The sequence below is a fragment of the Cohnella soli genome, from assembly GCF_042655525.1.
Classification (GTDB): Bacteria; Bacillota; Bacilli; order Paenibacillales; family Paenibacillaceae; genus Cohnella; species Cohnella soli.
Genome location: NZ_JBHSMI010000052.1, coordinates 708,286 through 734,984, shown reverse-complemented (window position 1 = coordinate 734,984; position 26,699 = coordinate 708,286). Strand labels below are relative to the sequence as shown.

Below are 26,699 nucleotides of genomic sequence, written 5' to 3'. Positions count from 1 at the left end.
TAATTTGAAGGCAGAACATAAAGAACGAATGTATGAAATAGAAGAACAATATGAAATAGAGTTTGAAAAGAATGGTCTAAAGAATCTTACATTAATAAAGTAGGAAAAGAAGAAGTAAGCTTGTAGGTTTTACAGGAAGAGGGCGACATCAGTTAACACCATGTTCACGCTTCGGGCCATTCGGCCCTCGGTCCGGCAGGAGTCAGATGTGGATTCAAGGATGCAATTGGCAGTAGCAGAGAAGTGAATTCAGCCGGACACATCCGCACCACCTAACCGCATCGCGGCCGCCCTTTGGGCTTAAGGTGGTGGGACGTCGTGAACACATGAACGTTATCTGGAACCACACAAGTGCACAAGATCGGAGAAAAAAATATGAAACTTTTAAAGTGTTTGATAATAACTCAATTCACAATACTATTAATGTCTTGTAGCAGTGATACATCTTCCTTTTCAAAAAATCAAGTTTCTAAAGAAGAAAAAGGTCTAGTAGATAAATTTATGGGAAAATGGTTTAGTATTGATGATACACAAACATTCATAGAGCTAAAGGATAACATAGAGATCGTAGGGGTAGAAGAATCAGACATGTACTCGGAAGGCGAATTCACCATTGAAGAAATTAATGTTCCAAAACAGTATATTGTGATACATATTTTTATTGAAGAAATATCAGAAGAAAATGATGATCATGTTAAAGACGAATATAGAAATAAACTAGAACTTCTAGAGAATGGGAATAAACTTAGATACAATCTCGACTACAAAAATAAGAATATTCAAAGTGAATGGATTAGAAAGTAACTCAGAGAAGTCTGTGGCATCAGATAACACCATGTTCACGCATCGGGGCATTCGCCCCTCGGTCCGGCAGGAGTTAGATGATGGTTCGAAGAAGTAATTGGCAATAGCGGGGAAGTGGAATCAGCCGGACACATCCGCACCGACTAAGCGCATTGCGCCCGGCGACTTCGTCGCCTTAAGTCGGTGGGACGTCGTGAACACATGAACGTTATAAGAAATCCCCGCAAGAGCTTAAAGTGCAAATAAAGTGGTGACAGTTATAATCTCTTCTGAACTCGATAAAATTGAATTATTGATGAAATCATTTGAAAGACCTTGGTTTATAGCAGGAGGCTGGACAATTGATCTAGCTCTAGATGAAGTTACACGGGCACATAAAGATATGGATATCTGTATTTTTAGAAGTGATATTGAATATGCAATTTCTTATTTTCAAGACTGGGATATTCATGTAGCAGTACCTGGAGAAAGTCGATTAGAACCATATAAGAAGATAAGCGACTTGGAATTGCCAAGATATTGTTTGCATTTATTTAAGGGTAATGATTTCCTTGAAATACTTGCAACAGAACTAATCGGTGATGAAGTTATCTTTAGAAAGAATAGAAATATAACAATGCACATCAGTAATTTTATTAAAGGCAGTATTGAAAGACCGTTTGTAAATCCAGCATGGCAATTATTATTTAAGAGCCTAAGTACAAGAATCGAAGACGAACATGATTTTAAGATCTATATAGAACGAATGAATGATGATCAATTAAAGAAATGGTTATTAGAAAGCATGATAATAAGCAATGGAAATAAGGACTGGATAAAGGAACTTGCTCGTGTATTCGAAGAAGGCGGGGATATCTTATAACACCATGTTCACGCTTCGGGGCATTCGCCCCTCGGTCCGGCAGTCACCCTGTCAGATTATGGGGGTTAAATATATGGTCAGTGCAATCACACAGACATGTGCATTTTTCGCTAAAACATAGGAATGTCCATGGCTTCGGCTCTCGGGCTTTTTGTTTACCTAAAACAAAACCGCCCAGTCACGGGACTGAGCGGGGATTTTATTAATGTGAGTTTGTTTAGAAGAAATCCCGGAAACCTCGTTAAAAGAAAAAGAATGGTTCAAAAAACTCAAAACGTTCAAATGGCTCAAAACGCTCGAATCGTTCGAATGGCTCAAAACGTTCAAATCCAAACGGGAAAAAGGCTTTTGTACTCACAGATTTTTTGGTTTTAAGCTTTCTCGTGCTAGTATGGACATTCTTTTTATTTTTGTTTGGTTTTGTTTGAGCAGATTTTGTTTTCAGAAGTTTTTTCGGAGCTGCCATATGTTCACCATCACCACCTGTCATTATAAAGTGATTATTCCCACTCCTATAATATGAATGGTTAAGCATACCGCCAGTGCTTTCACACAGGTCTATCATTAATCCGCATCTATACAATGAAAATTAGAGAAGCCCGTTGGCTTCGGCTGGTGTTTTTTTTCGTGTATAAAAAACAAATCCCCGCTCGGCCGATTGGCTGGCGGGAAATTGATGACTGTATTCTCCGACACGTTCACACGGAGCAGGGCAGAGGGACGTGGAGAAAACAGAGAGGTAATACCTTCTTAGTAGATCCCAGTTCCAGCACGTAAGATAATGACCAACAGAATGAAAAGTACAAGTACGAATGCTGCGGCCTGCATACCGCCATAGCCGCTACAAGATCCAGTACCTACACCACCAACACCATAACCCACGGATATCACCACCAATTTTTTATTGTGATGTTTCATCACCCGGTTAGTTTATGGGGGAGATAACTGTACGGTCAGTGCATTCACACAGACATGTGCTTTTTCCGCTAGAGCACAGAATTGCCCGAAGCTTCGGCTCACGGGGCTTATTTTGTTTCGGGTCAGTAGAAATTACAAACCTCCACAATCCCAAGCATTAGTGATTATGAAATTCGAGTAAAGTGAGACGCCGATTTTCTGAATTCTATTATCAGGGTTTTGGTAAACGTCAGTGGGACATCGTGAATACAAAAAAAGTTATATGACATACACCAAAGGACGAAAACCATGATAAAAGGCGTTATTTTTGATTTAGATGGAACATTATTAGACCGAGATCAATCCTTGGTCGCGTTTCTTGAAGATCAATATAATCGTATACAAGAGCTTCATCGGATTGATAAGAAAGTTTTTATTCAAAGATTCATTGAACTGGATCAAAAGGGATATGTTTGGAAGGATAAAGTCTATCAAAAGCTTTTAGAAGAACTAAATATAGACTTATATTGGCAAGACTTATTAGATGACTATGTAGAGTCTTTTCAAAACCATTGTATAGGTTTCCCGGGACTATTCGAAATTCTAGATTACTTAAAGGGCATGAATATAAAGCTAGGAATAATATCAAATGGCTTTGAAAGATTTCAGATGAATAACATTAGAGGTTTAAAGATTATTCAATATTTTGATGAGATATTAATATCGGAGATTGAGGGTATAAGGAAACCCAATATAGGGATTTTTCAAAGGGCATTAGTCCGTCTAGGAATAGAAGCGAAGGAAGCAATTTTTGTTGGGGATCATCCAATTCATGATGTTGAGGCAAGCATAAACGCGGGAATGAAAGGGATTTGGGTAGAAGGTAATTATTTTGACAAACCTTCAAAGGATTGTTTTATTATAAAGAACCTGATTGAAATTAGAGGAATTCTTGCAACCATTTCAGGGATTCACCCCTCGGCTCGGCAGGAGTCAGATGTGGATTCGGAGAAGTAATTTACTCAAATTAATCAAAAAAAGGAGACACGATGAATAATCATAATGAAGAGAAATACGCCTTGGAAAATGCAGCCGCCGAAATATTTCTAAAGCTCTACAATATCAATCATCTTGATCAATTTGAAATCGTAGAAAGACGTGAGAGTCCAGATTTTGTCCTAAAGAACAAAAATGGTGATTTACTTGGCCTTGAGATTGCCCACTTATTTTACGATTCTGAGGAAGCTAAAATGTTATTAGGCAGGTCCAATAATAGAACACATGGGATAGAAACTTTCGATAAATTTTTAGATAATTTAAATAATTTATTAAGGCATAAGGAAACAAAAAAGTCGATTTACGAAAGTTCGTATCCAACATCATTAGTAATTAGAAATACTTCTCCTCTATTCGGCATGAGTGATGTTTTGCGGGCTAAGGATTTGATTTATAAACCGACTGGGTATAAAAGTGTTTGGTTCATTTCAAAAGATGAAATTTCCGAACTTTAGTCGAGAAAGCCCTTGCCTTTAGGCTTGGGATGAATCGACGTAGGACAAGGGCTGTCCGCAGACCAGCTTAATTGTCCTACATTTTTTGCTGTTCTCGTTTTATGCAGCAGCCAACGACATCATTTTATCACAATCCTTTCGATGCGAACATTTGTTTGGTATAATGTTCCTGAGGGAGGTGAATAGATGCAAACCGTAACGGTTCAGATTCGCATATTTCCCGTCGAGCCCGCATTGTTGCGCGAACATGGGACAGCTTATATCGACACCGTAAATGTACTCACCATGCAAGCAGAATGTGCCGGGACATTCCCAAAACTAACATCAAAAGACATTCGAGCTAACCTGCCTTCAGCGATACGGAATCAAGTCATTCGCGATGCAAGTAGCATCCATAAGAAAACGAAAAAGCAAGGGAAACGTCCGATCTTAAGGCGTAGAGCCTACTACGTGAACAATCAAAATTATTCGATTGACGGCAGCACAGTCGCATTCCCGGTCATGATGGATGGGAAAGTACAGCGGCTCAGGGTCGCATCCCGTATGACTGAACGTGAGAATCACCTTCTGGCAAGCGGAAAACGTGGGCTTTTAAAGGTCGTCGAGAAATCGGGAAAATGGTACGTTCAGGTTTCCGTCGAAATGCAAAACGAACAAGCGGTCGGCGATGCAACTATCCGCCGTAAATACAGTTCGCATCGAAGGAAGCTGGGGAAACTGAAGAAACTGTCAGCCATCCGCAAGCAACGAAACAAGGAACAGCGCTACATGAAAGACCAAAACCACAAAATCAGCCGGCAGATCGTGAACATGGCGAAAGAACAACAAGTATCGGTCATCAAGGTCGAGAAACTGACGAACATTCGCCAGACGACAAGAACAAGTCGTAAAAACGCCAAAAACTTGCACAACTGGTCGTTCTATCAATTGCAACGATTTATCGCATACAAAGCGGCATTAGCAGGTATTCGGGTGATAGAAGTAAATCCTGCCTATACTTCGCAAACGTGCCCGATATGCGGGAAGCGAAACAAAGCGATTGACCGAATGTACAGGTGTTCATGCGGGTTTCATGCGCACCGTGATCGGGTTGGAGCGATCAATATCATGCGACAACCTGTGGCAGATGGTAACAGTCTGTCAGCCTAGGATGCTATATGCACTGTTCTAGGATGGGCTGATGGCACAGCCTTGAACTTGGGAGTTGCACGAAGCAGAAATGAACGGAGTGCGCTAACTACCCAAGAATCCCACGGCTTTAGCCGTGTGGAGTGTCAAAATGAGTGGTTAATGACGGGTGTTTTGCAAGATTAATTTTCAGGAGGTGTTTTGAAAGTTGGACATGGAAGAATTATTTAAACAATCGCCAGACCATAAGGCTCTTTTTGAAGTGATCAGAAGTTTATGTCTTTCATTTCCCGGTACAAGTGAACGAACAAGTCATGGTGCTCCGACTTTTTTTATAAATGACAAACTATCATTTGTACAATATCGTGTTAACCATCATGGTGATGAAAGAATTGCTCTTTGGTGTTCAGCGCCTGATGGCGTTCAAACCTTATTAATGGAGACAACTCCAGAAATATACTTCAGACCGCCATACGTTGGACATTTGGGTTGGGTAGGGATGAGGCTGGATAGAAATGTGGATTGGTCAGATGTGTCTGGAGTGATCGAAGATGCTTATCTTAACAGAGCACCTAAGAAATATAGGGAAATGATTAGGAAAAAATAACAAAGCGAGGCGCAAAAATGAGTGAATTTAGCGAAAGTTATCATTTGCATTCGAATGACCAGGAAGAGGGGGTTAGTTTATTGAAGAGGGCTGGAGTTAAAGGCTTTGTGTATCCTCAGGAAAATAATTGGGTAACAATTTTGCCCGAGGGAGATACATTTCAGGAAAATAAGAAATTGATAACAAGTAATGAAGGAACATTAGTCCACTACATATTTGCAGAAGATCATTGTTGGTCTATTGATATTTTTGAAGGAGCAAATAGAGTGTTTCAATATGAATGTAGTTAGGACGAGGAGGTCGATCACAATTTTAGAACTGCAAACAAAGATAAACTACTAGAATTGATAAACAAGAACCCGGAAAAACAAAACGAAATAACTATATTTGAGATTGCAAAACTATTAAATATCGATGATTTCACAGAGATATTTGAATTAACACCAGCCTACCAAGTGGCCGAATTAATCGGAATAAGGAAGTATCAGTGGCTCTCTTATGATGGCATGGAACGGGATAAAGATGAGTTCTTAAATCCAAACAATATGAACCCTAACATCGTAACGGGAATTAGGGAAGTAGTCATTTAAGGAGATCCCAGTGATGACGGATAATCAAGTTGAATTGTTTGTAAAATGTAAGCGCTTCGGCAACATCTGAACACAAACAATTAATCGAAGAGGTGAGTTCATGGAAGGAAAGATTACTAATCTCTCTTTTTATGCAATTGGATATAAGCATTCAGGAAGATTTGATCAGTATCATGTTCTTGTTGCAAATGCATTTCAAGATTTAAAGACAAAAATGAATCAAATCCCTTCACGAACTGACACTACAGTAGCTTTGTATGAGCCCCAACGTGGTCCAGAACATGTGGAAGGATTTTTTTATGTTGGGGTTATTGTTAACGAAATGCCTGAAGATTTGCCTGAGGGAAGCGAGCTTCTTTCCATCGAGGGAAGGTACGCCAGTGCGTTTGGTCAGATTAAAAACATGGCATCGATTTATGATTTTTTAGGAAGTTGGATTGAAGAAAATGGTCATAAACAAGTCTGGCCAGATACATTGTTTGTAGAAAGGTATGAATTTCCAATCCCCGAGAAATTAACGTTAGAGGAAGAAGTGGAAGTGTTGTTGCCTGTTGAAGAGTAAACTGGCGAGAAAAGAAGAGTCTATTTCAATTTTCTGTTTACACGAGAACGTATGTTTGCTAATATCTACTTGAACTTAATTCCATTTTTGGAGGCGCTCATAATGGGGAGAGTAGTTCTATTTGATTTAAGCAGTCAAGATCCAGAACGAGCAGCAGCATTTTATTCATCAGTGTTTGGGTGGGAGATTGCAGAGCCCAACTGGGGTTACTACCCCGTAACAACAGGTGACGATAAAAAACCAGGAATACACGGTGGAATTTCGAAAGGGCCAAGTGACTTTCCCCATGGCACAAGAATCCAAATTGAAGTGGACGATATTGAAGAATCAATAAAAAAGTCAGTTGAATTAGGTGCTCAGGTTGTCAGAGATAAGATGGAGTTTGACCATTTCTATTTAGCTTATTTAGTTGATCCCGTAGGTAATGGTATTGGATTAATTCAGAACAAATGATGTGAAAATTGGATCTGCGCCGCGGGTCCTTTTTTGGTGAATTGCGGCAAAAAATCAAATTGACGGGTGATGATGATCTTGGAAGCGAAGGAAGTAAAATTACCGGCGTTCACAGTTGTTGGTCTTAGAATTGAGGCAAACTTGGATGAATTAGAATCGGGTATTGGGAAGAATGCTTATGATTCTTTGATATCGAGGAAGGATGAGATTCCTTTTAAGATGAATGAGAATGTGATTTTAATGCAAATTTACCCGATGAAGCCAGAGTTTAATCCAAGGGTCGACCGATTCACCCAAATATTTTGCTACGAAATCAGTGAAGATGATGCGGTCCCATCTGATATGGTGAGCCATCAAGTCCCTGAAAGTAAATACGCAACATACACACACAAGGGTCTCGAGTCAGAACTGGGACGATCATATGATTATCTGTACGGACAATGGATACGCGAACATGGACAGGAACCGAAAGGGTATGATTTTGAGGTTTGGGATGAGAGATACAAACCGGAAAGCCCAGATAATGAGATCGATATGTACGTGGCTTTAAAATAACTAAGAAGCCAAAGGAGTTGCCTATAATGAATGAGGCCTTTCTAACCAAGCTAGAACACATGCAAATTCCTGTGAAAGACTTAGATGAATCGATTGATTGGTATGTTTCTAATCTAGGCTTCAAATTAACAGGGAAGTCGTCAGAAAATCATCATGCTTTTTTAACTTTGGGAGAAGGTCCCATGCTCATGATATGGGAAACAAAAGAAGATACAAATGCGAACTTTTCATTTCATGGACAAACAATGCCAGTACTACTTTATAACACAATGCAAATACACCAATTACATGATCATTTGAAATCAAAGGATGTTGAAATTACATTGTATCAAGATGAAGGATTTGGATGGGTACTAAAATTCTTCGATATAAACGGAAACATGTGGGGAGTCATTCAGTTAAATAAGTAAACGAGGTGGGCAAGTGAAAGAAGTTATTTTTACTAATAAGGCCCAGCATCCAGGTGGAATGCCATACTCTCAAGCAATAAAGAACGGGAATACAATATTTGTAGCGGGACAAGGTCCATTCGATCCTGAGTCAGGTCAATTAGTTGGCCAAACATTAGATGAACAAGCAAGAAGGGCGTTAGATAACCTAAAGGCAATATTAGAAGCTGCCAATTCTAATCTAAACGATGTCGTAAAGGTAACCGTTCTACTGGGGAAAGGCGCAGGGTTTGACGACTTTAATAAGATATATAAAGAGTATTTTCAGGAGCCCTATCCAGCTCGTACGATATATGGAGTGGAATTGGGAGGATTCATGGTTCAAATAGATGCAATAGCAATTATTAGTCAGGCTCAGTAAGTGATTATTAACAATGGAGGCAAAAATATTGGATATTCAGAACAATAGACCTTCAATCCTAAATGCTGCTGCAATCTTTTTTGCAACAAACCGTCAGAACACATTGAATTACTACTCTAAGCTTGGATTCTCATGCAATGAGTCCTTTGGATTTGTACAACTTGATGGGCTTGAATTCATTGTCCATGAAACCGGGAATTTAGATAATATCAGACCTAACTATCCAACTCATGGGCCGGAAGCACTTGATTTGTTCTGTATGGTTCAAGGAGTTGAGGAGTTATATGATAGATTTACGTCCAGAGGGGCATCGATTAGATTTGAGCTAAGAATCTCGGAATATGGAATGAAAGAATTCGCGATTCAAGACCCAGACGGATATTCAATTGGATTTGGCGAGTCGTTGATTGATTAAAATTGGGAGTGACCTAATGGAGACACATATCGAAATCGTTACGCTAGAAGATAAGTATTTTATCGGAGTTCCAGTGACTAATGTATTCCAAAACTTTGATTCAGCAAGAATGAAAGAAGCGAACCGACTTTTTCTGGAAGGAAGAAAAGAGATAAAAGGAATCCTTAATAAGGAGGAATACGTTTGTCCGCACTTTGCTAATGATATTTTGTTTACATACATTTATTCCATGGAAGTAGAAAGCAATATCGATGTTCCCAAAGGCATGATTGGATTCCATGTCCCACGTCAAAGATACATTAAAGTAAGATCATCTGATCAGGATCCATATGCAATAGGCCATGAGTACTTAAAAGAAAATGGTCTTGAAAATAATCCAAAATCATTAGCGCTAGAAGTATTTAAATTTGGAGAAGATCAACACTTTAATAATGCGGTCATTTATATACCAATCGTAACTAGCAATCCATAACTTAAGGAGTGTTACCAATGAGTCAAGAATTCGCATTTTCACGAATTGGCTACGTATATGTGCCAACAACGCAAATAGATGAATCAATTGCATGGTACACAGAGAATCTGGAATTCAAACTGATGAATAAGTTTCAAGACAGAGGCTCTTATATTGCAGTGTTGCATCATCCTCATAAAAACTCTATTGCTTTACTTCTCATCGAAACAAAAGATAAACAAGAATTGGAAATCACAAGGAATGGGAACCCTTTTCCGATTATGGCGATTAATTGTCCTGATATCGAGTTCACACATAAATTACTTAAGGACAAAGGATTAATAGTAGAAGATTTACATACTCTAGGGACCGGTGAGGCTAAGTATTTTTATTTCAGAGATAATGAAGGGAATTTATTAGAAGCCGCTTGGTCAATATGGGATTCGAAATATGAATATAAAGAAGACTTTGTAAAGCGAAAGGGATAATATTTTGCAAACTAGATGGTGTAGAGTTTAATCATGAGAAGAATATTTGAATGGAAAGAAGGGACCCTTTTGAATTCAATTGACAGACGCTTAGAGGAGCTTGGCATTGTATTGCCGGCAGCAAGTAATCCAGCAGCTAGCTATACGAACTTTGTGATTGTAAACGGTTTGATGTTCGTTTCAGGTAAAGGACCTGGAGGAAGTCCGAAGGGGAAACTTGGAAGTAATTATACGACTGAAGAAGGGTATGAATTTGCAAGACAAACCGGGATCGAAGTTCTCGCGGTACTTAAAGATGGACTGGGATCGTTGGACAGGATAAAGAGAGTAGTCAAAGTTCAGGGGTTTGTAAATGCGGAACCTTATTTCGAAGAGCACCACAAAGTGCTTAATGGATTTTCAGATTTGATGTTTGAAGTATTTGAAGGTAAAGGGGTACATGCAAGATCTGTCTTTGGGGCCGTCTCCGTCCGAGATAATCTCCCGATCATTGTAGACTCCATATTTGAAGTTGAATAATGCGAGAATCGTAAAATTGCTCGGGTTAGTCTAAGGCTATGAGAGAAGCATATTCAATCAAGTAGGGAGGAAACGAAAATGAAGGGAAATGAGGAAATCAATGCGGTAGAAACCTTGGAAGATATTACGGGTATCACTTGTATTTATGTACCGGTTGATGATGTTTACGAGTCGATTAAATGGTATCAGAAGAATTTAGGTTACCAACCTGCGAGCAGTGACCGCGTTGAGCCCGGAATGGCGACGGCTGTATTGAACGTTCCCGATCGCAATGGGAATCTGCCTACGCCTGGTTTAAGGCAAGTTGTACCTGCTCTGTTCCTCCACCAATCGGACGAAGCAGGCGGGCGATTACGTTTTTCATGGTCGTTGGAGAATGATAGACCTCATGCAATCGCATGTTTCATCACCCCGCGGATTGAAGAATTGTCTAAGCGGCTCAAGGAAAACGGAGTAAATATTTTAGGAGAGCGTATAACAAGCGGTCCAAACATAACGTTCGCTGACCCCGACGGTAACATATGGGAAGTTTGGCAACCATAATTGAGAAATCACTCAAGGAAAACATACAGATGCACTGAAAGGAAAGGAATTTGAAAGATGCAAATCGTCAAAATTGAATCGGAACAACAGTTAAAGCAAGCGTTCGACATCCGTCTGCAAGTGTTCGTGGAGGAACAAGGGGTTCCACGGGAACTGGAAATGGACGAATACGACGTTTCACTGGAAGCATGCAGCCACTTTCTGGCTCTTAATGATGAAGTGCCGGTGGCGACCGGGAGGTACAAGACGTTGGAGCAGGGTATTGCCAAAATGCAACGAATCGCGGTGCTGAAGCAATGTCGGGGCCTGGGAGTTGGTAAAGAGTTACTGCTTGCCATGGAGGAAGACGCGAAGAGATCGGGTTACGTGGCCACGGTGCTTGACTCGCAGTGCTCGGCTGAAGGATTTTACACAAAGCTCGGTTATACCACGATATCAGACGAGCCGTTCCTGGATGCAGGCATCCAGCACGTGCGAATGAAGAAGCTTTTATAAGCGATCAAGAAGAACCGGGGGCGAAAATGCCTTCGGCTTTTATTAAGATTGCCTTAAATTCAAACAAAGGAGCAACCTTCTCTATCTTCTTGCGTTATTTACTTAGAACGATTCGGCATCGTTCGACAGAATCGGCAGAATGGAGAAGGAAATGAAGAAAAACTGGATTTCGGCAGTGACCGCATTATCGTTGTTTGTTTCCTTGTCTTTGCCCGCACGCCCAAGCGCTGCGGCCGCACCGGGAATTGAGGAAATTGTTCTCGTCCAGCAATCCAAGAAAGTGGTACATAACGGTGTGGCCTCGACCTCGCCCCAGCCGCTAACGATGAAGAACGGCGTCACGTATGTCGCCGCGAAGGCGCTCATGAAGGAACTGTCCGGTTCGATCTCGTTTGACGCGAAGACCAAAGTTTACAAGCTGAATTTTAGCAAGCAGACGATGACCTTCACCGTTGGCAAGACGACATATACGCTGGATGGGAAAGCGAAGAGCGGCGCGCAAGGAGCGCCATACGTATTAAACGGCACGTTGATGGTGCCAATTCGTACGGTTGCAAATGGTTTTGGCTTATCGCTTATTACGGCACAGGGCGGTAAGCAACTGACGTTAAGTTGGTCGATGAAGCCGATCGCGAAGTTCGAAGTATCGAACTTAAAGCCTTACGCGGAACAAAGCGAAGTATCTTACAAGGATTTATCTTATCATCCGAGAGGTTACAAGATTGTCGCTGAACGTTGGGAGAACAATTATTCCATGTTCGAACAGGCAGGTGCCGTTAAAGTTACGCATTGGGTTCAGGACGAAGCGGGGCTGTGGAGCGAACCTTACACGGTAACAATCAATGTCAAGCCACCGAATCAGCCGCCTGTCGCCGATTTCTCTACGGACAAAGACGTCTATAAGATGGGCGAACTGATCCATTACGAAGACGTCAGCACCGATGATGAGAACTGGATTACGAATCGGAAGTGGACGAACAAGCAGAAAGGTTTTTTCACGCCCGGACCGCAGACGATTACACTGGTCGTAACTGACGCGCACGGAGAAACAAGCGAAATTTCGAAGACGATTACGATTTCTGACGCTACTCTGTACCCCGAAGAGTCGTTCCATTTGCTATATACCGACATCGGTGACAAATTCCCGTTGCCCGGAAAAGACGTGCTTAATTACTCGCTCATTCCATACGATATTATGAATCAGGGAGTAACGCTTGTCCGTTCGAACAGTCCGGAGACGATTGTCGATGAGGGTATCTATTACGCGGATCAAGTTGCAGGCAACGTGCGGTTTATGACCCATAACGCTAACGGCCGGGACGTCCCGGTGAAAATATATATCGTCGCAACGAACAACAACGCCACCGATGCGACAGCTAAGATTGGTCCGGTCGGCATCGGCGGTCCGAATTTGTACGTGCCTAACGTCGCAAGGTCCGTCTCCGCCAAATACTTAGACGCTCGATTAAATCCGAAGTCGTCGACGGTGTCAATCCCAGCTGGCCAAACCCGCATTCTTGTTCCTGCGGTCAGCGATAAGACGTTAGATCCTGGGGACGTGTACGCAAGTTTGGCGGACGTGTTCCTTGACCAGCCTCTGGACATTAAAGTCGTCGTCGTGAATGCTGACCGCAACGTGTTCGCAACATTGCCGAGCTTAAGCGTGCTGCCTGTTGTGGCGCATGTCAGAGGCACGTTCGATGATGCGAATCGAATGATGATCGTCAATCGTACGATTGGGGATGTGAAAGGCCGGATGGTTCTGGCCGACAATTCGATCGACACTCGTTTGTCTGGCATCGACAAAACGACCGACACACCTGTGCTCAATTCAGGGAACTATGGAGCGGTGTATACGATTCGAATGAACATGGTGCAGCCGCACACGGCGATTGTCGTGAACGGCAGGGGCGGTTACTACGCGGGAGCGTTCCTAGTGAATGGCAAACTCGTCTATGCGACGAATACCGGCTATTTACAGAACAATAACGAAGGCGCGATGCTGTACAGGACGGGAGATTCGATCGAATCGGTCACGATTCAGTTCACTCCCGCCCCGGGAAGCAACTTGCCGATCAACTTGCTGTTCTATCCAGAACCGCCAGGGGCGATTCCGGATCCGGAACCAGCGACGGAGCCGCCGCTCGAGAACATCGAGCCATAATCGCGAATCAACGCAAAGACGGATCTCCGAATGAAAACTCAACGACCAACAAGCTGCCCTCCTCGGGGCGGCTTGTTGCCGTTATGGAGCCGCCGTGAAGCGTTACGATAGAACGAGAAATCGACAGCCCGAGGCCTGCTCCGCCATGTTTGCGCGTTCGGGACGCGTCGACGCGGTAGAACCGTTCGAATAGATGGGGAAGATGCTCTGCCGCGATGCCGCATCCGTTATCTTCGATCGAGAGCGTCGCGCCCGTCGTCGTTCTTCGGACGGACACCCGAATTCGGCCTTCTTTGGGATCGGTGTGCTGCACGGCATTTTGAAACAAATTCAGGAGCACCTGCTTTACCTTGTCTTTGTCTATAGGAACGAACGCCTGTTCAGTCAAGTCGAGCTCTATTTGTCGCTGCCCGCCAAGAATACGCAACTGTGCTTCCGTATGCCGGACAAGTTCGGCTAGGTCGCCCAGTTCCGCTTGCAATGCTGGCCCCTGATCGAGCTTCGCCAGTTGGAGTAGATCGTTCACAAGCTTGATAATCCGTTCCGATTCGCCGAGCATGCTGTAGAGTGCGCGATTTAACTGCTCCGGCTCCGTCGCCGCGCCTCTAAGCAGCACTTCAAGGAAACCGTGAATCGATGTGAGCGGCGTCCGAAGCTCATGAGAAGCATCCGCAACGAACCGACGCATCTGCTCCTTCGCTTCCTGTTCCGCCTCGAAAGAGTGCTCCAGCCGCTCGAGCATTCGATTGAACGAATGCGATAGCCGGTCGATCTCCAATGGCGTGCCGGGCTCGGGCAATCGCTCGTTCAATTTGCCGGAGTCGATTCGCTCCACGGTGTCGATCATTCGGGATAGCGGGGTCAACGTTCTGCGGATGGCCGGCAAGAAGGTGAGCAGCCCGCCGACAATCGCCGCAAGCGCAAGCCCTGCAAACAGCAGCAACTGCGGGTAAAGTTCGGCTTTCAAGGGTTTTGTGCTCATGTTGACTTGAACGACGCCTTTAATGCCGTTAAATGTTCTGACAGCCTGAAGGACGACAAGCTGCTCTCCGATGCCGGGTTCGTTCACGATCCGATAGGAGGCCTTGGCTTGACGGGGGGCTTTCATCGCTTCTTCATACCGCTGAGGGTCTAAATGCGGGACTTGATTGGAAGTCGTCGCATCGCCTTGCGGAGACAGCACGTTAAGTTCTCCTTGCAAATTAATAAAAGAGACGGATGCAGAAGGGAAGAAGAGAAACGAATCTTGCGGACCTCTTCGAATAGATAAGCGAAAACGTTCCCATAGCTCGCCGGGCACGGATTGGATTTGTCTTTGGACGGCAGCGGCGCGGTTCTGGTATAGAAAACGTTCCATAAACGCGAATTGGACGAGGCCGACGATGATAAACAAACACGCGAGAATAAGCAGCAGACGGGCGAGCAGTTGCGAACGTAGCGATCTCATATGAGGTCGATGCGGTAACCCGCGCCCCTGATCGTTCGGATAACCCTGTGCTCACGGTCGTTAAGCTTGTCCCGAAGCGATCGAATGTATACTTCTACTATATTTTCTTCCCCTCCGAAATCGTATCCCCACACTTGATCCAAAATAACGCTTTTACTCAGCACATGCCCGTGATGGAAAAGCAGGTGTTTCAGCAGTTCGAACTCCGTCGGCGATAGTTCGAGCAAGCGGCCATGGTAATGAAGTTCCTTGAGCGTAGCGTTAACGGTGAATGGTCCAATCGCGATTTCGTCAAGCAATTGCGGAAACTGGTTGCGAACGCGTGCCTGAATGCGGGCGAGCAACTCTTCGAAGCTGAAAGGCTTCGGCATGTAGTCGTCGGCCCCTATCGATAGCCCCCTCACACGGTCGTCGACGTGTTCCTTGGCGGTCAACATAATAACAGAGACCGGCTTGCCGCTTTTCAGCCTGCGGCACACTTCGTAGCCGTCCATTCCCGGCATCATGACGTCGAGGATGACGACGTGCGGAGCGAACGAATCGGCGATGGTAAGCGCTTCGGCGCCGTCAAGCGCGGCGGCGACTTGAAAACCTTCGCTGAGCAAACCCAGTTCGAGAAATTGCACGATGTTCGGTTCGTCGTCGACGATAAGCACTTTAATGCCTTGGCCGGATGGCTTTGCTTGCGGTTGTATCATAACGGGCTTTCCTCCGGGTTGCGTATTGATGATGACTCTTCCACCATTATCGTCGAACGCGCTTAACATTGTCTGAACGGAAGCTGAAAATAAGCTGAAAGATGTGCGGGGCGCATTTGTGTCGCCTAACCTCGCTTTCAGATAACATTCAGCGGAGTCTCATGTTCGACTAAGGTTTCGCTTTCATAATGAGCCCATATTCAGTTTGGGGGAGGCAATGTCGTGGCGGATTTCATGCACCATCGTTCCGAAAGGGCAGAGCGGAAAGGAGGATTGTCGCAATGAATCGCAAGAGCATATGGATCTCTGCCTTAGTGGTCGTTCTGGCAGCTGGCGCCTGGGGCGGATATGAAGTTTACGGAAAAAAGGACAAGCCGCTCGCGGCAACTCTGAACACAACGATGGTTCGCAAAGGTACGCTTGAAGTGAAGGTGAGCGGAACGGGGGCAATTCAGCCGGCTGCACGCGAGACGCTAAAGGCGGGTACATCGGGAACGGTAGCCAAAGTGAACTTTAAAGCAGGGGACACCGTAAAAAAAGGCGACGTACTGGTCACTTTTAAGGAAGAAGATCGATCGAACCAAGTGAAAAGCAAACAAATCGATATTAAGAAAAAGAAGCTGGATCTCAGCGACATGCAATCGAAATACAAACAAGCGGATGAGGATTCGAGAGCGACAATCGCTTTAAATATTCAGAAGCAGCAGCTCGATATCGAGCAGGCAGAAGAAGATCTTCGCTCGTTGCAGGACGATGAAGGCATCGCGCCTCTTGTTGCGCCGATCGGAGGCATGTTGTCAACGTTCAGCGTTGCAGTAGGAGACAGCCTGAACCCGAACGGGGAGCTTGGAGAAATCGTCGATTACTCGAAATTGAGGATGGTCGTCGGCATCGATGAACTTGACATACCCAAAGTCAAGGTCGGCCAAGCGTCGACGGTTCTCGTCGAAGCGCTCCCAGACAATTCATACACAGGCAAAGTAGTAGAAATCGCGGACGAAGGCACTTCCAGCAACGGCGTCGCATCGTTCGACGTGACGATTGAATTGGACACAGCGAAGGATTTGAAAGTCGGCATGTCCGCTGAAGCGAGTATTATGACCGCGCAGAAAGCGGATGCGTTGTATGTGCCGGTGTCTGCCGTGCAGTCGGCGAGAGGAAAATATTACGTCATGGTACCTGGGGCAAGCACGGGGACAGGCACTGGCGCGGTGCCGGCGAACGGGAATGCGTCGCAAGGTCAGAACGAGCAGGCGGCTCAAAGTGGCCAGCCGAACCAAGGGGCGGCAGGTCAAGCAGGTCAATCCGGACAACAAGTACCCGAAGGACAAGGCGGCGAGACTGGTCAAGGAACGACAAGCCAAGGTCGGCGTGGACAAGGGTTTGGAGGCAATGGAGGCAACGCCAGTCGATTCCAGAACATGACGGAAGAAGAACGCGCGGCGATGCGCGAGCAATTTATGGCTAACGGTGGAGCCGGCGGTTTCTCTCCGGGCAATATACCAGGTGGCGGAGCTACGACAGGGGCGACAACGACATCGCGCGTCGAGGTTAAAGTTGGAATTAACAACGAGGACTATATTGAGATCGTATCCGGATTAAAGGAGGGCGACTTGGTCGTGCTGCCTACAGTTGCCAGCACGAGTTCCTCCAACAACCAAATGGGCGGATTCCCGGGTATAGGCGGGGGCTTCGGCGGAGCTGGCGCATTCCCAGGAGGCGCGGGAGGATTCAGCGGTCAAGGTCAAGGAAGCAACCGCCAGCAATCCGCGAATAGGAGCGGCACGTCGGGTGGTGGTCGTTAATGGCTGCTGTCGAAACGTTGATCCGCATCGAAAACTTAAGCAAGACGTACCGGATGGGAGGCGAGATGCTCAACGCGCTTGATGCAGTGAGCTTGACGGTGTACAAAGGAGATTTTCTTGCCATCGTCGGCCCTTCCGGTTCCGGCAAGTCGACGCTAATGAATGTCATCGGTTGCTTAGATTCTCCGTCGTCCGGCGAATATTGGCTGGACGGCGAAGAGGTCAGCAAGCTAAGGGAGAACAAACTCGCGGATATTCGCAATCGGAAGATCGGCTTTATTTTCCAAGGATTTAACTTGCTCGCAAAGATGACAGCGATCGAGAATGTAGAGTTGCCGCTTATATATCGGGGAATTCCGTCCAAGCAAAGACGGGAGTTCGCAGCAGAAGCGCTGAAGAAAGTCGGTCTCGAGGAACGGTTGCACCATCGACCGACCGAGCTTTCCGGCGGACAGCAGCAACGCGTTGCAATCGCAAGGGCGCTCGCCGGCAATCCTCCGATTCTGCTCGCCGACGAACCGACCGGGGCGCTCGATACGAAAACCGGTGCCGAAGTCATGGGGTTTATGCGTGAGCTGAATGGGATGGGACATACGGTAGTGCTCATCACCCATGATTCAAGCATCTCGCAGCAGGCGAGTAGGGTCGTTACGATACGCGATGGAAGGCTGAATGAAGAGGGGGCGGGGCGACTTGAACTTCTTGCAGGCGATTAAGATGGCGCTCAAGAGTATTTTGTCCAACAAGCTCCGTTCGCTACTCACCATGCTCGGCATCATTATCGGGGTGACTGCGGTTATCGCGCTTGTCGCCCTCGGGCAAGGCGCGACCAAATCGGTCACTGAACAAGTGCAAAGCTTGGGCACGAACTTACTGACGGTGAATATCGTGGGACGGGGCTCGACTAACGCGCTTAAGGCAACAGACGCGGTCGCGATGATGGACAAAGTGTCAGGCATCAAATACCTTGCGCCGACTACGTCGTCCAGCACATCGGTGAAATACGGAACGAAAAGTGTCGACGTGAGCGTGATCGGCACGAACGCCGATTATGCGCCGGTACGGGAATACGAGGTGGCTTCCGGCCGGTTCCTTGCCCAGATTGATCTTGACGTCTACCAGAAGGTGGCGGTGATCGGCTCGACAACGGCGACCGACCTGTTCGGCTTCGCGGACCCACTCGGAGAATACATCCTCATTCAGGGAACGCGGTATAAAGTCGTCGGCGTGCTTGCTTCCAAAGGAAGCTCGACAACCGGCTCCAACGACGAAGTGGTCATGATTCCGGAGACATCTGCAGAGCGATTGTTTAAGACAAAAGGCGTCCGGACGATCTATGTGCAAGTTGACACACCCGAACAGATCGACGCCGTAGCTGCAGGGCTTGAAAAAGAGCTAGCTTCCCACTTCCGGGGCAACACAAACAGTTATCGCGTATTTAACCAAAGCGATGCGCTCAGTACATTGTCCTCCGTGTCGGACACGCTGACGCTGGCGCTAGCCGGTATTGCAGGCATATCGCTTCTCGTAGGCGGTATCGGCATTATGAACATTATGCTCGTGTCCGTCACGGAACGAACGCGGGAGATCGGTATTCGCAAAGCAATTGGCGCGAAGAGGCGAGATATTCTGATGCAATTCCTTATCGAGGCGATGGTGTTGAGCGGGCTCGGCGGCATACTTGGCATTGCAGTCGGCATAGGGGCGGCGCAAGGCGCTTCACGGGCGTTAAAAATGGAGATCGTCTACTCGCTCAATATTATGATTATCGCGTTCGTCTTCTCGGTTGCGATCGGCGTTCTGTTCGGAATGTTCCCGGCCAACAAAGCAGCCAAGCTTAAACCGATCGAAGCACTGCGGTTCGAATAGGAGGTGCTGTATGGATGCGATGATCGATTACGAGGCGCTGATCGTTCCTCATCTCGGAGATTTGCGAAAGTATTGCTATTATTTGACCAAATCGAGATGGGATGCGGAAGATCTGTGTCAGGAAACGTTGACGAAATCGCTTGTGTTTTTCCTTCATACAACACCACGCGTAGACGTGAAGCCGTTTCTGGTTAGGGTGGCGCGCAATTTGTGGGTCGACGAGTGCCGCAAGCGCGCAAGGAGGCGGCTGCATGTCGCGGACGAATCGCGAGCGTACACGACGGACAACGATTACGTTGAAGTTAGGAGCGCAATTGAATGGCTTGCAGAACGGTTCCCGCGTCGGAGTATCGAGACGTGGCTTCTGTTCCATTACTTCGGCTATACGATGCAAGAGATTGCGGGAGCGATGGATTGTTCGATATCCGCCGTAAAATCGGTGCTGTTCCGCACACGGGATTTGCTGCGCAATCGCCATACCCTGAAGGAAAGACGTAACGTCGTCAGACTCGACGTCGAGAGGTGGTCGCGGGCGATTTTGCAAGACCGCCCGCAAGGGATGCTTTCGGAAAGATAATCGTCAAGATGCAGCGCCCCGTACCGTTTCGGTTCGGGGCGTTATCTATGCTATAATTCTCCTAGTTTATCGGATTAATCAGGGGGAGAAACGCGGCATGAAAATGAAAACGCGGTTTGCCATTATGTTCGCTGTCATTTTTACGATCATTGCGAGTTCGTCCTATTATTTGGGATGGAACATCACATTCTGGATGGATGCGGCCGGCATTAACGTACATCCCGCCGCCTTCTGGATTCCTTACGTCATTGTCGCCTATGGTTATTTGCTCGGAAGAACGCCGTTGCCCGGTCCGCTGAAGTCTGCCAGCCGTCTATTGAAGATTATCGGAGCCTACTACATCTTTCTGATGGAAATCGGATTGCTGCTCGCGCTAGTTGCGGATGTCGTCGGCTTTGTCGTTGGACTTATGGGCCATTCGGTGCGTGAGTACGCGGAAGTCGCCGGTTACGTTGTCTGGGCGGTTGTCGTGGCGTTGCTTGCGCTTGGGACACGCAATGCCTGGAGCCCAATCGTGCGAACGTTCGATTTGGATATCGCCAAGAAACCCCAAGAGGGGGCGCCTCGCGAGTGGACCATCGCCGTCGCATCGGATATCCATCTCGGCAACGTTGTCGGACGCAAGCATCTTCGCCGTCTCGTAGATCGCGTGAACGCGATGAGGCCGGAATTGATTTTGCTGCCGGGCGACGTCATCGACGATTCTATAGAGCCTTTTCTTCGCAATCGGATGGCTGAATTACTCGACGAGTTGAAATCGACATATGGTGTCTATGCCGTGCTTGGCAACCATGAGTATTACGGCGGTCACGTTGAACAGTACATCGAGGAAATGAATCGCATCGGCATTCGTGTCATGAGGGACGAGACGGCTCTCGTCGCAGACGCTCTGTATGTCGCAGGGAGGAAAGACAAGACGGCTGAGTCTGCAGATCCGGAAGGCAGGAATCCGACGGCCTCGCTGCTCGCCGATCTAGACAAGAGCAAACCGATCATACTGCTGGATCATCAACCGACACAGTTCGCGGAAGCGGCTGCAGCGGGGGCTGACGTCTTGTTGAGCGGTCATACGCACCGGGGGCAGTTTGCACCGAACCACTTGTTTACTCGTAGACTTTTTGAACTGGACTGGGGCTACATGCGCAAGGAAGCGATGCATGTCGTTGTCTCCTCGGGCTTCGGCTCATGGGGGCCGCCGATTCGGATCGGCAGTCGCAGTGAAATTATACGATTGAACATTCGATTAATAGAATAATTGAGTGCCCAAAGAAGCCTTTGTAGCATCGCTCACGCGAAGACAGAGGCTTCTTTGTGTTTACGTTATGGCAATGACATGCGCACAATTAAAGAAAATTTCCAATTAAATATGTCACATAAAAATAAATATGATACAATATATAAATTCATATTAGCCAATGGAGGGTACTAAATGGAGAGAGAACTGGCATTAGAGCTTGCTCGGGTTACAGAACTGGCTGCATTGGCGTCTGCGCCATGGATGGGCAGGGGAGACAAAATCAACGCGGACGGTGCCGCGACATCGGCGATGCGCGCGATGTTCGACTCCGTATCGATCAGGGGCACTGTTGTGATCGGAGAAGGAGAAATGGATGAGGCTCCGATGCTCTACATCGGCGAGGAAGTCGGGAGTATGAACGGACCGGAAGTCGACGTGGCCGTTGACCCGCTCGAAGGGACGGAAATTGTCGCCAAAGGGCTGAACAACGCCATGTCCGTGCTCGCAGTTGCAAGTAAGGGAAACCTGCTGCATGCACCAGATATGTATATGGAGAAGCTTGCGGTCGGTCCTGGGCTTGTTGGCAAGCTCAGCTTGACCGATCCGATGGAGACGACGCTGCGTAAAGCGGCTGAGGCGCTCGGTAAGAACGCGTCTGAGTTGACGGTCATGATTCTCGACCGCGTCCGCCATGAGTCGCTTGTAAAGACGCTGCGCAAAGTCGGCGTCCGCATCAAGTTTCTCTCCGATGGAGACGTCGCGGGCGCGATGGCCCCTGCTTTTCCAGAGGCGGGCATCGATCTGTACGTCGGTTCGGGGGGGGCGCCGGAAGGCGTGCTCGCGGCTGCTGCATTAAGATGTTTAGGCGGAGAGCTTCAAGGCCGGTTGATGCCGTCCGACGCGAAAGAGTATGCGCGTTGTCTGGAGATGGGCATCGACGATCCATATAAAGTGCTAACAATGACAGACATGGTTGGGGACGACGACGTCATTTTCGCGGCGACGGGCGTTACGCCTGGCGAATTCCTGGGCGGCGTGCGTTATTTGCCAGACGACAGGGCGGAGACGCACTCGATCGTCATGCGGGCGAAGACACGTACGATCCGTTTCATTCGCGCGTTGCACTATTTACCGAACAAGTCGCACTTGTAATCAATAGTTTGATTATACGAAATAGAAAAGGCGAAGATTGCGACCAGGCAATCTTCGCCTTTATTGCATGACAACTAACTCCCCGCTCGGAGCTTCTTCGGAGTGCTGTAGTTGCTTGAGAGACAATTTGCTGCTTGCTAGGAGTTACTTTGAGCTGCTGTTCAAAACTACTAAAAGCGTTTTCGAGCATGTGTTTGCATTTTAATATTTTTGTTTATGCCCGAAATAAAGATATTCAAACATAAACGGATATGCTAGAATACAAACAAACAGAAATGATACAAAACATTCGGAGGTATGATCATGGTACAAAGTTTGTGGGATTCTTCGAAAGCAGCAGGTTTACAATCGGGGCTGGATCAACTCGTCTATCGTTCCAACATCATCGGCTCGGATCGTCGCGTATGTAACTATGGCGGCGGCAACACTTCATCCAAGACGACGGTACAGGATTTCCGCGGACGCGACACGGAAGTGATGTTCGTAAAGGGCAGCGGCTCCGATCTCGCGACGATGAAGGCGGGCAACTTTACCGGGTTGCGTCTGGATGACATTCGTCCGCTCTACGAGCGCGACGACATGTCCGACGAAGATATGGTCGCTTACTTGGCGAACTGCATGATTGACGCCAAACACCCGCGCGCTTCGATCGAGACGCTGCTGCATGCATTCCTACCGTACCCGCATGTTGATCATACACACCCCGATTCCATTATCAGCCTTTGCTGCGCGGATAACGGCAAGCAGCTCGCCGAACAGATTTTCGGCAATCGGTTCGTATGGGTTCCGTACATCCGCCCAGGCTTCAAGCTATCCAAGATGATCGCCGAAGGCGTACGCAACAACCCGAACGCCGAACTTGTATTGATGGAGAAACATGGACTTGTCACTTGGGGCGACACGTCCGAAGCGTGTTACGCGCAGACGATTAAGATTATCTCCGAAGCGGAAGCGTTCATCGAAGCCCGCATCAACGAAGCGAAAGTGTTCGGCGGCGCAAAATACGCGACGCTTGAGCCTGAAGCGCGCAAAACGGTCGCAGCTGCAGTTATGCCTACGATCCGCGGAGCAGTCAGCGACGCGAAAAAAATGATTCTCAGCTTCGACGATGCGGACGATGTGCTGCAATTCGTCGCAGGCAGCGATTCCGCGAAGCTGTCCCAAGTCGGTGCCGCTTGCCCGGACCACCTCGTTCATACGAAAGTCGTTCCGCTCTTCATCGATTGGGAGCCGAACGTGGAGGATATCGAAGGATTAAAAGCGAAGCTGAAAGAAGGCGTCGCAGCTTACAAGAAAGAATACGCGGCTTACTTCGAGCATAACAAACTTATCGGCGATGTGATGTTCGAAGCCGCTCCTCGCGTCATACTGATTCCAGGCGTCGGCATGATCAATACAGGCAAGAGCTGGGCGATGTCCCAAGTAAGCGGTGCGCTGTACCACCGCGCAATCGCTGTTATGAGAGGCGCAACTGCGCTCGGCAACTTCGTTTCGTTGTCCGAGAACGAGTCCTACAACGTGGAGTACTGGCCGCTTGAGCTGTACAAATTGTCTTTGGCTCCGGCTGAAGCGGAGTTTTCCCGCAAAGTCGCATTCATTACGGGCGGAGCAGGCGGCATCGGCTCCGAGACGGCTCGTCGATTCGTCGAAGAAGGCGCGCATGTTGTGCTGGCCGACTTGAACCTGGAAGGCGCTGAGAAAGTCGCTGGCGACATTAACGCCAAGTGGGGCGAAAATCGCGCAATTGCGGTGAAGATGGACGTTACGAATGAAGAGATGGTGCAAGCGGCCTACGCGGCAACTGCACTCGCATACGGCGGCGTCGATATTATCGTGAATAACGCCGGCCTCGCAACTTCGAGCCCGTTTACGGAAACGTCGCTTAAGGAATGGAACTTGAACATGAACGTGCTTGGCACAGGTTATTTCCTCGTCGCCCGCGAAGCATTCAAGTTGATGAAAGAGCAAGCGATCGGCGGCAACATGGTCTTCATCGGTTCCAAAAACTCGGTATACGCCGGCAAGAATGCGACGGCATACAGCTCTGTCAAAGCGCTCGAAGCGCATCTGGCACGCTGCATCGCGGCGGAAGGCGGAGAGTTCGGCATCCGCGTCAATACGATTCTTCCGGATGCCATTCTGCAAGGTTCCGCGATCTGGAACGGCAGCTGGCGCAATGAGCGCGCCGCAGCTTACGGCATCGAGCCGGATCAATTGGAAGAGTACTACCGCAAGCGTACGACGTTGCTCGTCAATATTTATCCACGGGATATCGCGGAAGGCATTGCTTTCTTCGCATCCTCGAAATCCGCCAAAACGACGGGCTGTATGCTGACGATCGACGGCGGCGTGCCTGCCGCATTCACACGTTAATTCGGAGGGAAAAGCGATATGTATAAGCCGCGCGGCGAGAAATTATGGTTTATTCCGGACGGATACATTCCGGAGACGAGTTCCGGCGGACTGATTAGCCACGAATCGATCTGCGTGCTCAACACTTCGTCCGAAGACGCGCTGCTGCGGCTTACCATCTTCTTCGAAGATCGCGATCCGATGGAGGATTTGATGGTCGTCGTCGGGGGTCGCCGGACGAAACACATCAGAACGAGCTCGCTGCACAAGGAAGGGACGCCGATTCCGGTCGGCGTTCCTTACGCGATCGAGGTTGCCAGCGACGTCTCAGTCATCGTGCAATACAGCCGACTAGACAGTACGCAAGCAGAGAACACGCTGATGTCCGTCATGGCTTTTCCGATTAAATAACGAACAAGATCGAGGAGGGAAAACATGCAACAAAACATATTAAGCAACTATGAGGCTGCGAAGCAGCAATACGCGAAACACGGGATTGACGTCGACCAGGTGTTGGAGAAGTTGCAGACTATTAAAATTTCGATGCACTGCTGGCAAGGCGACGACGTGCGCGGTTTCTTGAACCGCGATCAAGATTTGACAGGCGGCATTTCCGTTACCGGCAATTATCCGGGCGCGGCTACGACGCCTGTAGAGCTTCGTGCCGATATGGAGAAAGCGTTCTCGCTCATTCCGGGCAAACATAAAGTGAACCTGCACGCGATCTACGCGGACACGGAGGAGAAAGTCGAACTCGACCGTCTCGAGCCGAAACATTTTCAACGGTGGGTTGACTGGGCGAAAGAACAAGGGCTCGGCATGGACTTTAATCCGACCTGCTTCTCTCATGAAAATTCGAAAGACGGGTTCACGCTTAGCCATCCGGACGCGGAAATTCGCCGTTTTTGGATCGACCATTGCAAAGCATCCCGCCGTATCGGCGCTTACATCGGCGAGCAACTCGGTCAAACTTGCGTGACGAACGTCTGGGTGCCGGACGGCTTCAAAGATGTACCGGCCGACCGGCTTGCCCCGCGCCAGCGCTTGAAAGCGTCGCTGGACGAAGTGTTCGCCGAAGAGCTGAACCCTGCGCACAACCTGGATGCGGTCGAGAGCAAATTGTTCGGCCTCGGTTCCGAAGCGTACGTCGTCGGTTCCCACGAGTTCTACATGGGTTACGGCCTTTCCAACAACAAGCTGATCTGCCTCGACGCTGGACACTTCCATCCAACGGAAGTGATTTCCAATAAACTTAGCTCGCTTTCCTTGTTCGCGGACGGCATCTTGCTTCACGTCAGCCGCCCGATGAGATGGGACAGCGACCACGTCGTCACGCTCGACGACGAACTGATCGACATCGGCCGCGAGCTTGTTCGTGGCGATCTGCTCGGCAAAACGCATATCGGCCTCGACTTCTTCGACGCCAGCATTAACCGGGTTGCCGCTTGGGTCATTGGTACGCGCAATACGATCAAGGCGCTGCTTCGCGGCATGCTCGATCCGATCGAAGCGCTTAAACAAGCCGAACTGGAAGGCGACTACACGACCCGTCTTGCGCTTACGGAAGAGTTCAAATCTTATCCGTTCGGAGCGGTATGGGATTATTATTGCGAGAAAATGGGAGTTCCAGTACGCGAAGATTGGCTCTCCGAAGTGAAAGCTTACGAACGGGAAGTGCTGTCGCAACGCGGCAATTAATATCATCGGG

At 47.7% G+C, this 26,699-nt stretch carries 32 protein-coding genes; 29 read left to right on the top strand and 3 right to left on the bottom strand.

Features of this window, described 5'->3' with window-relative positions; genetic code table 11:
* Nucleotides 1-375 precede the first annotated feature (375 nt).
* Together ACFPOF_RS27315 and ACFPOF_RS27310 are read left to right on the top strand one after the other, a co-directional pair.
* Complete coding sequence (locus ACFPOF_RS27315; RefSeq protein ID WP_378138531.1) at nucleotides 376-804, top strand: hypothetical protein; 429 nt, start codon at nucleotides 376-378, stop codon at nucleotides 802-804.
* Between the two features lie 250 nt (nucleotides 805-1,054).
* The gene (locus ACFPOF_RS27310; RefSeq protein WP_378138530.1) at nucleotides 1,055-1,666 is read left to right on the top strand and encodes a nucleotidyltransferase domain-containing protein; all 612 of its coding nucleotides are present in this window, start codon (nucleotides 1,055-1,057) and stop codon (nucleotides 1,664-1,666) included.
* A 241-nt stretch (nucleotides 1,667-1,907) separates the two neighbouring features.
* Here the strand turns inward: ACFPOF_RS27310 and ACFPOF_RS27305 are convergent, their stop codons facing one another.
* Entirely contained in the window at nucleotides 1,908-2,156 is a 249-nt protein-coding gene (locus tag ACFPOF_RS27305; protein ID WP_378138529.1) for a hypothetical protein, read from the bottom strand.
* Nucleotides 2,157-2,872: 716 nt separating this feature from the next.
* On the opposite strand from ACFPOF_RS27305, the gene ACFPOF_RS27300 reads away from it, so the two are divergent.
* The 18 genes from ACFPOF_RS27300 to ACFPOF_RS27215 all read left to right on the top strand — a co-directional run bounded on the left by ACFPOF_RS27300 (nucleotide 2,873) and on the right by ACFPOF_RS27215 (nucleotide 13,854).
* Nucleotides 2,873-3,580, top strand: a complete 708-nt coding sequence (locus tag ACFPOF_RS27300) for an HAD family hydrolase (protein ID WP_378138528.1) — start codon at nucleotides 2,873-2,875, stop codon at nucleotides 3,578-3,580.
* Between the two features lie 32 nt (nucleotides 3,581-3,612).
* Complete coding sequence (locus tag ACFPOF_RS27295; protein WP_378138527.1) at nucleotides 3,613-4,074, top strand: hypothetical protein; 462 nt, start codon at nucleotides 3,613-3,615, stop codon at nucleotides 4,072-4,074.
* 186 nt (nucleotides 4,075-4,260) lie between these two features.
* Entirely contained in the window at nucleotides 4,261-5,223 is a 963-nt protein-coding gene (locus ACFPOF_RS27290; RefSeq protein ID WP_378138526.1) for an RNA-guided endonuclease InsQ/TnpB family protein, read from the top strand.
* 193 nt (nucleotides 5,224-5,416) lie between these two features.
* Complete coding sequence (locus tag ACFPOF_RS27285; RefSeq protein ID WP_378138558.1) at nucleotides 5,417-5,809, top strand: MmcQ/YjbR family DNA-binding protein; 393 nt, start codon at nucleotides 5,417-5,419, stop codon at nucleotides 5,807-5,809.
* 17 nt (nucleotides 5,810-5,826) lie between these two features.
* Nucleotides 5,827-6,099 carry a hypothetical protein gene (locus ACFPOF_RS27280; protein WP_378138525.1) on the top strand — a complete coding sequence of 91 codons (273 nt, stop codon included), beginning with the start codon at nucleotides 5,827-5,829 and terminating at the stop codon, nucleotides 6,097-6,099.
* Between the two features lie 54 nt (nucleotides 6,100-6,153).
* Nucleotides 6,154-6,399 (top strand): hypothetical protein, encoded by a 246-nt coding sequence (locus tag ACFPOF_RS27275; RefSeq protein WP_378138524.1) that lies wholly within the window; start codon nucleotides 6,154-6,156, stop codon nucleotides 6,397-6,399.
* A gap of 100 nt (nucleotides 6,400-6,499) precedes the next feature.
* A complete protein-coding gene (locus ACFPOF_RS27270; RefSeq protein ID WP_378138523.1) occupies nucleotides 6,500-6,961 on the top strand; it encodes a GyrI-like domain-containing protein in 462 nt (153 codons plus the stop codon).
* A 102-nt stretch (nucleotides 6,962-7,063) separates the two neighbouring features.
* Complete coding sequence (locus ACFPOF_RS27265; RefSeq protein WP_378138522.1) at nucleotides 7,064-7,414, top strand: VOC family protein; 351 nt, start codon at nucleotides 7,064-7,066, stop codon at nucleotides 7,412-7,414.
* 78 nt (nucleotides 7,415-7,492) lie between these two features.
* Nucleotides 7,493-7,969: a GyrI-like domain-containing protein gene (locus ACFPOF_RS27260; RefSeq protein ID WP_378138521.1), complete on the top strand. Its 477-nt coding sequence runs from the start codon at nucleotides 7,493-7,495 to the stop codon at nucleotides 7,967-7,969.
* 26 nt (nucleotides 7,970-7,995) lie between these two features.
* Nucleotides 7,996-8,379, top strand: a complete 384-nt coding sequence (locus tag ACFPOF_RS27255; protein ID WP_378138520.1) for a VOC family protein — start codon at nucleotides 7,996-7,998, stop codon at nucleotides 8,377-8,379.
* Between the two features lie 13 nt (nucleotides 8,380-8,392).
* Nucleotides 8,393-8,779, top strand: a complete 387-nt coding sequence (locus ACFPOF_RS27250; protein WP_378138519.1) for a Rid family detoxifying hydrolase — start codon at nucleotides 8,393-8,395, stop codon at nucleotides 8,777-8,779.
* A gap of 28 nt (nucleotides 8,780-8,807) precedes the next feature.
* Nucleotides 8,808-9,194, top strand: coding sequence for a VOC family protein (locus ACFPOF_RS27245; RefSeq protein ID WP_378138518.1), 387 nt, complete (start codon nucleotides 8,808-8,810; stop codon nucleotides 9,192-9,194).
* Nucleotides 9,195-9,210: 16 nt separating this feature from the next.
* On the top strand, nucleotides 9,211-9,666 hold the full coding sequence (locus tag ACFPOF_RS27240) for a GyrI-like domain-containing protein (protein ID WP_378138517.1): 456 nt from the start codon (nucleotides 9,211-9,213) through the stop codon (nucleotides 9,664-9,666).
* 17 nt (nucleotides 9,667-9,683) lie between these two features.
* Nucleotides 9,684-10,133: a VOC family protein gene (locus ACFPOF_RS27235; protein WP_378138516.1), complete on the top strand. Its 450-nt coding sequence runs from the start codon at nucleotides 9,684-9,686 to the stop codon at nucleotides 10,131-10,133.
* 33 nt (nucleotides 10,134-10,166) lie between these two features.
* Nucleotides 10,167-10,652 carry a RidA family protein gene (locus ACFPOF_RS27230; protein ID WP_378138515.1) on the top strand — a complete coding sequence of 162 codons (486 nt, stop codon included), beginning with the start codon at nucleotides 10,167-10,169 and terminating at the stop codon, nucleotides 10,650-10,652.
* A 78-nt stretch (nucleotides 10,653-10,730) separates the two neighbouring features.
* Entirely contained in the window at nucleotides 10,731-11,195 is a 465-nt protein-coding gene (locus ACFPOF_RS27225) for a VOC family protein (protein ID WP_378138514.1), read from the top strand.
* Between the two features lie 57 nt (nucleotides 11,196-11,252).
* A complete protein-coding gene (locus ACFPOF_RS27220) occupies nucleotides 11,253-11,690 on the top strand; it encodes a GNAT family N-acetyltransferase (RefSeq protein ID WP_378138513.1) in 438 nt (145 codons plus the stop codon).
* A gap of 151 nt (nucleotides 11,691-11,841) precedes the next feature.
* Complete coding sequence (locus tag ACFPOF_RS27215; protein WP_378138512.1) at nucleotides 11,842-13,854, top strand: copper amine oxidase N-terminal domain-containing protein; 2,013 nt, start codon at nucleotides 11,842-11,844, stop codon at nucleotides 13,852-13,854.
* A 7-nt stretch (nucleotides 13,855-13,861) separates the two neighbouring features.
* On the opposite strand, the gene ACFPOF_RS27210 is transcribed toward ACFPOF_RS27215, so the two are convergent.
* Both ACFPOF_RS27210 and ACFPOF_RS27205 read right to left on the bottom strand, forming a co-directional pair.
* The gene (locus ACFPOF_RS27210; RefSeq protein WP_378138511.1) at nucleotides 13,862-15,301 is read right to left on the bottom strand and encodes a sensor histidine kinase; all 1,440 of its coding nucleotides are present in this window, start codon (nucleotides 15,299-15,301) and stop codon (nucleotides 13,862-13,864) included.
* Nucleotides 15,298-15,999, bottom strand: a complete 702-nt coding sequence (locus tag ACFPOF_RS27205; RefSeq protein ID WP_378138510.1) for a response regulator transcription factor — start codon at nucleotides 15,997-15,999, stop codon at nucleotides 15,298-15,300. The genes ACFPOF_RS27210 and ACFPOF_RS27205 overlap by 4 nt, the downstream gene beginning before the upstream one ends.
* Nucleotides 16,000-16,280: 281 nt before the next feature.
* On the opposite strand from ACFPOF_RS27205, the gene ACFPOF_RS27200 reads away from it, so the two are divergent.
* The 9 genes from ACFPOF_RS27200 (at nucleotide 16,281) to rhaA (ending at nucleotide 26,689) form a co-directional block, all read left to right on the top strand.
* Nucleotides 16,281-17,804 carry an efflux RND transporter periplasmic adaptor subunit gene (locus ACFPOF_RS27200; protein WP_378138509.1) on the top strand — a complete coding sequence of 508 codons (1,524 nt, stop codon included), beginning with the start codon at nucleotides 16,281-16,283 and terminating at the stop codon, nucleotides 17,802-17,804.
* Nucleotides 17,804-18,520, top strand: a complete 717-nt coding sequence (locus ACFPOF_RS27195; RefSeq protein WP_378138508.1) for an ABC transporter ATP-binding protein — start codon at nucleotides 17,804-17,806, stop codon at nucleotides 18,518-18,520. The genes ACFPOF_RS27200 and ACFPOF_RS27195 overlap by 1 nt, the downstream gene beginning before the upstream one ends.
* Nucleotides 18,498-19,673, top strand: coding sequence for an ABC transporter permease (locus ACFPOF_RS27190; RefSeq protein ID WP_378138507.1), 1,176 nt, complete (start codon nucleotides 18,498-18,500; stop codon nucleotides 19,671-19,673). The genes ACFPOF_RS27195 and ACFPOF_RS27190 overlap by 23 nt, the downstream gene beginning before the upstream one ends.
* 10 nt (nucleotides 19,674-19,683) lie before the next feature.
* Nucleotides 19,684-20,250, top strand: a complete 567-nt coding sequence (locus ACFPOF_RS27185; RefSeq protein WP_378138506.1) for an RNA polymerase sigma factor — start codon at nucleotides 19,684-19,686, stop codon at nucleotides 20,248-20,250.
* Nucleotides 20,251-20,347: 97 nt separating this feature from the next.
* Nucleotides 20,348-21,505: a metallophosphoesterase gene (locus ACFPOF_RS27180; protein ID WP_378138505.1), complete on the top strand. Its 1,158-nt coding sequence runs from the start codon at nucleotides 20,348-20,350 to the stop codon at nucleotides 21,503-21,505.
* A gap of 174 nt (nucleotides 21,506-21,679) precedes the next feature.
* On the top strand, nucleotides 21,680-22,639 hold the full coding sequence (gene glpX / locus ACFPOF_RS27175; protein WP_378138504.1) for a class II fructose-bisphosphatase: 960 nt from the start codon (nucleotides 21,680-21,682) through the stop codon (nucleotides 22,637-22,639).
* Between the two features lie 303 nt (nucleotides 22,640-22,942).
* Entirely contained in the window at nucleotides 22,943-25,012 is a 2,070-nt protein-coding gene (locus tag ACFPOF_RS27170; protein ID WP_378138503.1) for a bifunctional aldolase/short-chain dehydrogenase, read from the top strand.
* Nucleotides 25,013-25,030: 18 nt separating this feature from the next.
* Nucleotides 25,031-25,402, top strand: coding sequence for a sensory rhodopsin transducer (locus tag ACFPOF_RS27165; RefSeq protein WP_378138502.1), 372 nt, complete (start codon nucleotides 25,031-25,033; stop codon nucleotides 25,400-25,402).
* A gap of 24 nt (nucleotides 25,403-25,426) precedes the next feature.
* Complete coding sequence (gene rhaA / locus ACFPOF_RS27160; protein ID WP_378138501.1) at nucleotides 25,427-26,689, top strand: L-rhamnose isomerase; 1,263 nt, start codon at nucleotides 25,427-25,429, stop codon at nucleotides 26,687-26,689.
* Nucleotides 26,690-26,699 lie beyond the last annotated feature (10 nt).